This is a genomic window from Rhodoferax sp. (assembly GCF_011391645.1).
In the GTDB taxonomy this organism is placed as follows: domain Bacteria; phylum Pseudomonadota; class Gammaproteobacteria; order Burkholderiales; family Burkholderiaceae_C; genus Rhodoferax.
The window spans coordinates 1-5,976 of the sequence record NZ_JAABQC010000131.1; the positions used below are offsets into that span (position 1 = coordinate 1).

Below are 5,976 nucleotides of genomic sequence, written 5' to 3' on the forward strand. Positions count from 1 at the left end.
GGGCGCTTACTTGAGCATGTCCTGCACGCTGGCAATACCCGCCAAGGCGCACTTTTCGTCCAGATGACCGCCGGGCGCACCACCCACACCCACCGCGCCAATGACTTCGTCACCGACCTTGACCGGCACACCGCCGCCCAGCAGCAGGTAGCCGGGAATCATGGCGACATTGGCAGCGGCAGGGTTCTTTTGCACACCCTCCCACATCGCCAGCGTGGTGTTTTTGCCCGAGGCGGAGGTAAAGGCCTTAGCCTGGCTGGCGGCCAGCGTGTGCGGGCCGGCATTGTCGGCGCGGTAAACGGCGCGCACGCCGCCGGCGCGGTCGACCACGGTGGCGGTCACGTTGAACTTGTCGGCACTGCAGGCCGCCACGGTGGCCGCGGCAATTTTGGTGGCCAGCTCAAGCGACATGTTTTTCTCGACACGCACGCTCTGGGCGCTGGCGCCAAGGGTGGCAAGAGACAGGACGAGGGCGGTGGCGCAATGAATGGAACGCATGTTTTTTCTCCAAAAAATGTGGGCCTGAAGCAACTGTTCAAACCCTGAAGTAAATGTAAGAAAAAAGAGCCTCGCCGGCCATTCGTGCGGCTACGCGCCGGGCTCCGTAGAACTACGGAGGAGCTGGTTGCGTCAGGAATCGCCTTCGGCGGCCAGTGCGGCGTAATGGCGTATCAGGTGCGCCAGCGACTCCACCTGCAGCTTGGCAAACAGGTTGGCGCGATGGGTTTCCACCGTGCGCGGCGACAGGCCCAGGGCGCGGCCGATTTCCTTGTTGGTCAGGCCCTCGACGATCAGCCCCAGCACCTCGCGCTCGCGCTCCGACAACTGCGCGTAGTGCTCGCGCGCCTGCCGGTCGGCCTGGTGCCGCTCGCGCGAGCGCACATGCTGGCGCACCGCGTTTTGCAGCGCCTCAAGCAGCACCTCGTCGTCGACCGGTTTTTCCAGAAACTCGGTGGCGCCCGACTTGAACGCGCGCCGGCACAGCTCCACCGTGCCGTGCCCGGTCAGCATGATGACCGGCTGGTCCACACCCTGCGCCACCAATTGATCCAGCACGGTCAGGCCGCTAATGCCGGGCATGCGCACGTCGAGCACGATGGCGCCGATACCCTGGCGGTCAAAGCTGCGCATGAATTCCTGCGGGTCTGCCCAGGCCTGCACACGCAGGCCCACGGTGCCAATCAGCAGCGCCAGCCCGGCGCGCACGGCGTCGTCGTCGTCGATCAGGTGAATCAGCGGTGACAGCGGCGCGTTCATGGGGCGGGCGCCAGCGGCAGACTGAGGACAAAGATGGCGCCGCGCGGCACGTTGGCCTGCGCGCTTAAGTGCCCGCCCATGCCGCTGGCCAGGGTTTCGCACAGGCTCAAGCCCAAACCCAGCCCGCCCTCACGGGTGGTAAAAAACGGCTCGAACACATGGGGCAATGTGTCTGGCGCAATGCCCGAGCCGGTGTCGACCACGCGCAGCACACCCATGCCCTTGGCCGCGCCAATGTGGATGGCAAGCAGGCGTTCGCTGGCGGGCACCGCGTCCAGCGCCTGCAAGGCATTGGTGATCAGGTTGTGCACAATTTGCTCCAGCGCCACGCGCTCGGCCAGCACCAAGGCGATTTGTTCGATGTGCACGCTGGCGGTCACCCCGCGGCCCTGGCACTCGGGCTCCAGCAGGTCAAGCGCCGAGCGCACCACCTGCGCCAGATCCACCGTCTGCCCCGGCGCTGCGCGCGCGGGTTGCTCCACGGTGCGGCGCAAACGGCCCAGCACTTCGGCGGCCCGGCGCGCCTGCGCCACCGCCTGGTCCATGGCCTGCAGCGCGGTAGGCAGTTCGCCGGGGTCTTCCTGCAGCAGGCGCTTGGCGGCCTGCGTGTTGGCCAGAATCGCGGTTAGCGGCTGGTTCAGCTCATGGGCCATGCCGGCGGCTAGTTCACCCAGGGTGTTCAGGCGAGCCACCTGCCCCACGCGCAGCAAAGCCTCGGCGCGGCGGCGCGCGCTGCGCTGGCCCTGCCAGGCCGACCAGGTGGCCAGCGCAGCAGCCACTGCGACCGCCCACAAGGTCATGGCCAGCCAGGGGAGTTCCTGCCAGCCGACCTGACGGATGGCGACCACCTCAAAGGGCTGGCTCACGCTGTCCAGATGCTTGTGAAACGCAAAGCGCCAGCCGCCTGCTGCGACCCTACCCGCTTGCACCACAAAGGCCTGGCCCGCATGCTCCAGGGTGACCCGCACCGGGCTGGTCTGCACCGGCATCGACCAGTCGTTCCAGGGTATGGTGCCGTGGATGTCGATCAGCAGCGCATAACTGGCGGGTTGCGCCGCCAGCACCAATTGGTAGCGGCCGCGGGCCGACGTGAAATCGGCGTTGGCCAGCGCGGCAGCGCGGCTCTGGCGTGATGCCTGCTCGGCCTCGTCCAGGCCTGTGCCAAGCCAAGCGGCGCCGGCGTCGCGCCGCTGCACGCTCAGGATCTGCGGGTACACCGACGACAAACGCTGCTCTGCCAAGTCGGCACTGCCATCCGGCGCAGCGGGCTGCAGCAGGGCCAGGGTGGCCAGCACCGCCTCGTGCTGCACCACGCGCTGGCTCAGCAGCCGGTGGCTGATGCGGGCGTCGATCTCGAACGCCTCACGCAGTTGCACCAGCTCGTTTCGGGCCAGCAGCACACACCCGATGACCGAGATCGCGAACCAGACCACGAGACGCGGTCCAAAAGCTTTAAGGAGGTGAGGCATGGTCCATTTTTGCATACCGCCACCCGGTGTCAAAGCGGTCTCGCTTGCCGCATTGCCCTAATAATGCAGCCTCCCCCAATTTCAATGCCGCCCCCATGAACACCCGCCTCGACCCCGACGCCAAAGCCATCACGCTCATGGTGGTGCTGTGCGCCATTTGGGGCATGCAGCAGGTGGTGCTGAAAGCCACGGCCACCGACATTGCCCCCATCATGCAAATCGCGCTGCGCTCGGGCGTGGCCGCGCTGCTGGTGGGGCTGGTCATGTGGTGGCGCAAGGAGCCCATGAATCTGCGCGACGGCACGCTGCGCCCCGGCGTGGCGGTGGCGCTGCTCTTTGGGCTGGAGTTTTTGCTGGTGGCCGAGGGCCTGCGCCATACCAGCGCCTCGCACATGGTGGTGTTTCTGTACACCGCGCCCATGTTTGCCGCACTGGGCCTGCACTGGAAACTGCCCGCCGAGCGGCTGGGCCGGGTGCAGTGGCTGGGCATTGTGCTGGCTTTTGGTGGCCTCGCGTGGGCCTTTCTGGGGCGCAGCGCCGCGGCCGGCGCGCTGCCGGGCAATGTGCTGTGGGGCGACTTTTTGGGCGTGCTGGGTGGACTGGCCTGGGGTGCCACCACGGTGGTGGTGCGCTGCTCCACCTTGTCCAGGGCACCGGCCACGCAGACCCTGCTGTACCAGCTCGTCGGCGCCTTTGTGATGCTGCTGGCCGGAGCCTTCATGACCGGGCAGGCGCGCATCAACCCCACGCCGCAGGTCTGGGCCAGCCTGGCGTTTCACTCGCTGGTGGTGTCATTTGCCAGCTTTTTGGCGTGGTTCTGGCTGTTGCGCCATTACCTGGCCTCGCGCCTGGGCGTGTTCTCGTTCCTCACGCCGCTGTTTGGCATCGTCTTTGGGGCCTGGCTGCTCTCAGAACCGATCGAGCCCAGCTTTTTGATCGGCGCCGTGCCGGTGCTGATCGGCATCGTGCTGGTGAGCGGGGGCGACTGGGTCACGCAACAGTGGGCGGGCCGCGTCAAAACCTCGTGAACCGGTGGTTACTGGTGGTCGCCATGAAAATCTTGTCATCAGCGGTCTTCCAGCCGCGCGCGTGCCTCGGCCAGATGCGTGTTGCGCATGCGGGCGGCGATGAGCTGGTTGGCATCCACTGTCGCGAACAACACCTCAGGCTCCTGGCCGGCCCGCGCAAGCACCTGCCCATTGGGTGAGGCAACGCTGCTCAAGCCGCCGTAATGCACATCGCTCTCGGCACCCACATAGTTGGCATAGGCGACGAAGACCTGGTTTTCAAAGGCGCGCACCGGCACCATGGTTGTCGAAACGAAGTCGTAATCCGGCATGTTGGCAGTTGGCACCAGCACCATGTCGGCACCGGCCAGCGCGACGCGGCGCATGTTCTCGGGGAACTCCAGGTCGTAGCAAATCAGTAGCCCGATCTTCCAGCCGTGGAGTTCGAACAAAGCAGATTGCAATGGCGCAGCAGAAAACTGGCCGCGGTCCAGTTCGCCAAACAGGTGTGTCTTGCGGTAGTTCAGCAAACGCGTGCCATCCGCAGCAATGCATTGCGCTGCGTTGAACACGTGTCCACCCTCCCGCTCCGGGTAGCCATACACGATGGCAATCGCGTGCCGCTTGGCAATCCCGGCCACCGCGTTTGCAAAGGCGCCGTCTGCGGTTTGCGCCAAAGCCTGCACCTGCGCTGCGCCAATGTTGTAGCCGGTGATGAACATCTCCGGGCACACCAGAATGTCGGCCCCACTTTGTGCGGCGTCCTTTGCCACGTTATCGAGTCGGAGCAGATTACCCGCCATCTTCAGCGGCAGCGGCGCACATTGCCACAACGCCAGGTGCAGTTGCGCTTGCATGTGCTACTCCGGCAGGGCGATCGGCCCCAACTCCGCAAACACATCGCCCGGGCCAGGGTTGTCGGCATGCGTCTTGCCGCCCAACTGGTGCAGGATGCCCCACACCGCGTTGAGCGACGTCTGCACCGCGCCCTCCACCCAGGCCGGCGTCCACGACACGTCGTCGCCCGCAATGAAGATGCCCTTTTGCGCGGCCGGAAAATCGTCCTGCATGAAGTGCGCATACATGCGCTGGTTGTAGCGGTAGTGGCCGGGCAGCGCGCCCTTGAACGCGCCCAGAAAGTGCGGGTCGGCTTCCCACGACACGCAGATGGGGTCGCCAATGATGTGGCTGGCAATGTCGACCTTGGGGTAGATTTTTTGCAGCGCGTCCAGCGCCAGCTTCACGCGCTTTTCCACCGGCTGCGGCAGCATCTTCAGCGCATCGCCCATCCAGGCGTACGACAGACAAATCGCGGCGGGTTTGTCGGGGCCGTTGTCAAACAGATAGGTGCCGCGTGTCAGCCGGTCGGTGAGTGTCATGCTCATCACGTCACGGCCGGTCTCGGGGTCCTTGTCGTTCCAGAACGGCCGGTCCACCATCACAAAGGTCTTGCTCGATTGCATGTAGCGGGTGCGGTCCAGTGCCATCCACAGCTTGTGCGAAAACAGAGATTCTTCGCAGGCGATCTGCGTGGTCAGCAGCCAGCTCTGGCAGGTGGTCAGCACGGCCGCATATTCTCTGGTGGTGCCCCAGTAGTCGGTCACGGCCAGTTTGCCGCTGGCAGCGCGGGCGATCTTCGCGACACCGGCCTTGGTCGCACCGCTGTGCAATTTCTCCAACGTCATGCCCGCGGGCCAATGGGTCAGCGCGGCAGGTGCGTGGCGCCACAAGCCATGCGGAACCTGGTCGGCGCCGCCGACGATCAGGCGCTGGTGGTCGTCGCATTGCGTCATCACCACGCGCAGGATTTCCAGCATCGAGTTCGGAAAATCCGAGTCCCAGCCACCCGTGCCAAAGCCCACTTGGCCGAACAGTTCGCGGTGGCGGAACGACAGCTTGGCAAACGCCTCGGAGCTCGCGACAAAGTCGTAAAAGGTGCGGTCGTCCCACTTCGGGATCAGCGCGTTCCACAGCCGTTTGAGCGTAGCCACATCGCGTGCGCGAATCGCGTCCTGCACGGGCGTGAACTGCGCGCTGTCTTCCAGTGCCTGCGCCCAGGCCTCAGCCACTTCGCGGAACATCGCGGGCAGGTCGGCCAACTTTTCGGCGTAATAGGTCTTGCCCTCCAGATCAATCACGGTGCTGGGCGAGGCGGGCGTCAGCGGGTTGGGGAAGGGCGCACTTTTCAGGCCCAGCATGTCCACGTAGTGGTAGAAGGCCGTGCTGGATACCGGAAAGCGCAT

6 protein-coding genes are annotated in these 5,976 nt (G+C 65.3%); 1 reads left to right on the forward strand and 5 read right to left on the reverse strand.

The annotated features are described in order from the left end of the window. Window positions 1–6 precede the first annotated feature (6 nt). The 3 genes from GPS82_RS12980 to GPS82_RS12990 all read right to left on the reverse strand — a co-directional run bounded on the left by GPS82_RS12980 (window position 7) and on the right by GPS82_RS12990 (window position 2,726). Entirely contained in the window at window positions 7–498 is a 492-nt protein-coding gene (locus tag GPS82_RS12980; RefSeq protein ID WP_296495397.1) for a heme-binding protein, read from the reverse strand. Between the two features lie 132 nt (window positions 499–630). Further along, window positions 631–1,257, reverse strand: coding sequence for a response regulator (locus tag GPS82_RS12985; protein WP_296495399.1), 627 nt, complete (start codon window positions 1,255–1,257; stop codon window positions 631–633). Beyond that, entirely contained in the window at window positions 1,254–2,726 is a 1,473-nt protein-coding gene (locus GPS82_RS12990; RefSeq protein ID WP_296495401.1) for an ATP-binding protein, read from the reverse strand. Before GPS82_RS12990 ends, GPS82_RS12985 begins: the two co-directional genes overlap by 4 nt. Window positions 2,727–2,821: 95 nt before the next feature. Between GPS82_RS12990 and GPS82_RS12995 the strand changes: the two genes are divergently transcribed. Further along, entirely contained in the window at window positions 2,822–3,754 is a 933-nt protein-coding gene (locus GPS82_RS12995; RefSeq protein ID WP_296495403.1) for a DMT family transporter, read from the forward strand. A 38-nt stretch (window positions 3,755–3,792) separates the two neighbouring features. Here GPS82_RS12995 and GPS82_RS13000 read toward each other — a convergent pair whose 3' ends face one another. Beyond that, window positions 3,793–4,590 carry a carbon-nitrogen hydrolase family protein gene (locus tag GPS82_RS13000; protein ID WP_296495405.1) on the reverse strand — a complete coding sequence of 266 codons (798 nt, stop codon included), beginning with the start codon at window positions 4,588–4,590 and terminating at the stop codon, window positions 3,793–3,795. 3 nt (window positions 4,591–4,593) lie between these two features. Beyond that, window positions 4,594–5,976: FAD-dependent oxidoreductase (locus tag GPS82_RS13005; RefSeq protein WP_296495407.1), on the reverse strand; the 1,383-nt coding region annotated here is incomplete at its 5' end.